General features: G+C 40.4%; 3 protein-coding genes and 1 CRISPR repeat array. Of the genes, 2 read left to right on the top strand and 1 reads right to left on the bottom strand.

Features of this window, described 5'->3' with window-relative positions; genetic code table 11:
• Positions 1 to 153 (bottom strand): helix-turn-helix domain-containing protein (locus CAG57_RS07140; protein ID WP_161433708.1); only part of this gene is annotated, 153 nt, incomplete at its 3' end.
• A gap of 89 nt (positions 154 to 242) precedes the next feature.
• Between CAG57_RS07140 and CAG57_RS07135 the strand changes: the two genes are divergently transcribed.
• Both CAG57_RS07135 and CAG57_RS07130 read left to right on the top strand, forming a co-directional pair.
• The gene (locus CAG57_RS07135; RefSeq protein WP_161439517.1) at positions 243 to 755 is read left to right on the top strand and encodes a hypothetical protein; all 513 of its coding nucleotides are present in this window, start codon (positions 243 to 245) and stop codon (positions 753 to 755) included.
• Entirely contained in the window at positions 742 to 1,158 is a 417-nt protein-coding gene (locus tag CAG57_RS07130; RefSeq protein ID WP_057556368.1) for a hypothetical protein, read from the top strand. The genes CAG57_RS07135 and CAG57_RS07130 overlap by 14 nt, the downstream gene beginning before the upstream one ends.
• Before the next feature lie 264 nt (positions 1,159 to 1,422).
• Positions 1,423 to 2,171: a CRISPR direct-repeat array (repeat unit 28 nt; unit sequence GTTCACTGCCGCATAGGCAGCTTAGAAA).
• Positions 2,172 to 2,790 lie beyond the last annotated feature (619 nt).

Genomic DNA, 2,790 nt, shown 5'->3' with positions numbered 1-2,790 from the left:
TTTTGCTCGTTGCGCGTAAGAGGGCATCTGATGCTGCTGCAAATGATGTTTTACGGTATTACGAGAAATGCCTAATTGACGGGCAATGTTACGAATGCTTTGGCCTTGTGCAAAGCGAACATGAATATCCACAAATGTCTCCTTGGTTAACATAAATCACCCGTATAAAAAATAAACGGATGATACCAAGTGGATCAGTTTTCGATGATCGTTAGTGGATCAGTTTTGCATGATCGGTGACAGTGGAGTTCGAAGTTGAAGAGTTTCCTAATGTTTTCTCTCTGGATCGCTACAGGTTGTTAAAAGGTTACACGGAATTATCGCAGTCAACTACTGAGTTGAACGATGTTGATCAGGTTTACTTTAATTCTCGTGGTGAACCAAAAGTAATCAATAAGAAGTTTCACCTTACAAAAGATGATGTAGAAGCAATTCTAATCGAGAGAGTTGAAAAGAATACGACAACGGAAACTCTAGTAATTAAAAAAGCAGACTTTATTGGTAAATCAATGTGGGACTTCTTGCGCAAGAAATCTGCGATTTCTGCGCGTATCACTCACGAGGAGTGGTTAGATAAATTCCATTCTCGGATAGAAACTGTGGCTCCAGGTGATGGTTTACTATGTAATCTTGTAACAACAGCATATTTTGATAAATCTGATAGGCTAATTGATACTAAATATGAAGTGGTATTTGTGCATAAGAAAGTAGATGTATTGAACTTGCAGCAAGAGTTAAAGTATGACAACGAGTAAATCTAATCAAAATGCTTTGTTGATTTTACTGTCTGAGTACCTTTTTATTTTCTTACCTTTTCTCGTCATAGGGATTATAAAAATATATAAGGCTGACTTTTCGACTTTTTTCCAAGCTGCAGACTGGAGTTTTGCTGCCTCAATTCTATTTGGGCAGGTCATTGTTAAGTTAGTTTCTGGATCGGTTATTCATTCCAAAGCTAAGTGGCAACGGGTTGTTGTCTTGCTCTCATTTATTCTCGTACTAGGTCTAGTTCCAAGCTTAGTTGTGTTGGCTCTGATTCTTATCGACGGTGGTGTCTCAAGTTTCTTGGTGAAGACACAGCTCGTGCTTTTCTCGTTGGCATCCGTGGTCTTCTTTTGGGTGGGTTCAGCTGCACACGAGATGATAGAAGAGGGTTAACAATCTGTTTAAGAGTGATTCGCAACGCTTGGCATTTTTGCTATGCGTTGCGTTTAGTGTTTAAGGTGGTATGCGGGAGCTTCGGTATTGCGTTGCTCACACCTTAACAGGGCGTTAACTGGCAATAAAATTACCCATCTTTTTTCGTTGAATATTAAGTCATTGATTTATATTAATAATAAATCGAGTGAAAAATAAAAGGTTATTTTGAGAAATTTGATGTAATTACTATTATTAACAGTAAGTTACTGCTAGAGTTTCATAGTTCACTGCCGCATAGGCAGCTTAGAAATTTTTCCTGCAATGCTCTAAGTGAATTTAATTGTTCACTGCCGCATAGGCAGCTTAGAAATATAGAAAAAAAACCCAATAATAGAGATGCAAGTTCACTGCCGCATAGGCAGCTTAGAAAGACATGTACAGCAATTTGAGCAACACGCAAAGGTTCACTGCCGCATAGGCAGCTTAGAAATAGCCGATTTTGCTTTTTTGCTATGTGTTCCCGTTCACTGCCGCATAGGCAGCTTAGAAATTTTCACTAATCGCTCTCGCGCTTTTGTACATGTTCACTGCCGCATAGGCAGCTTAGAAAGGTGAAAGTCCCCACCCCGTATTCTCTATTTAGTTCACTGCCGCATAGGCAGCTTAGAAATTTACTTGTCTGAAGTGACAACACGCTATGAGGTTCACTGCCGCATAGGCAGCTTAGAAATGGTGAAGCGCTGACGATAGGTCGGCGATACTTGTTCACTGCCGCATAGGCAGCTTAGAAATGGAGCTGTTTTCCGTGCTTCGTATGGATGTAGTTCACTGCCGCATAGGCAGCTTAGAAATTAGCCATAAACGTCCTTACTGCTTGTTACTCGTTCACTGCCGCATAGGCAGCTTAGAAAAAATCAGCATATTGCGGATAGTTAAACGTGACGTTCACTGCCGCATAGGCAGCTTAGAAATGAGTATATTTCCGGTGATTTCTTAAAAGGTCGTTCACTGCCGCATAGGCAGCTTAGAAATATTGGTAACTTTGGCATTTGGGATCGACCAGTTAACAAGGCATTTAAGAGGGACAGTCAACGTGTGGCAGTTTTGGTTTGGTTGAGCATTTGAGGTTACGGCTGGTTAATTTGAGCGCAGTGGTTTGCGTTGCCTGCCCCTTAATGCGGCGTTATGTAACCGTAGAGAAAAAGCCCACAATACATTGAAAAGTGGATGTTTTTTATGATTGTTCTAATTTCAATTTCAATTTCGACTTTCTCTGAGGTAGTTTCGTGCATTTTGATTTAGCTTTCGGCTTCTTTATTCTTCGAATTTTCAGTTTGTTGTTAATGATTCAGTGGGTTTGCGATAAGTTTGGTGGCAGTCATTTTTTTCTTTGAACTAGGGCTCGCAGTTTCATCGTTGCCACGCAAATTCTACTGGGTTACTGCTAACTTTTCATGTAAGTTAAACGATATTTGGCAATGCTGTTCTTTGTAATGCTTTGAAATGGTTAGCAAAGTTACATAACAAAGCATTCAAGAGGGACAGTCAACGCTTGGCAGTTTTGGTTTGGGTGGCATTTGAGGTTACGGTTGGTTAATTTGAGCGCAGTGGTTTGCGTTGTCTGCCCCTTAATGCGGCGTTATGTAACTG

The organism is Vibrio sp. V30_P3S12P165 (genome assembly GCF_009904905.1).
Taxonomy (GTDB): Bacteria; Pseudomonadota; Gammaproteobacteria; order Enterobacterales; family Vibrionaceae; genus Vibrio; species Vibrio fujianensis.
Note: the sequence above shows the minus strand (reverse complement) of the source record. Positions and strands in the feature narration are given on the sequence as shown.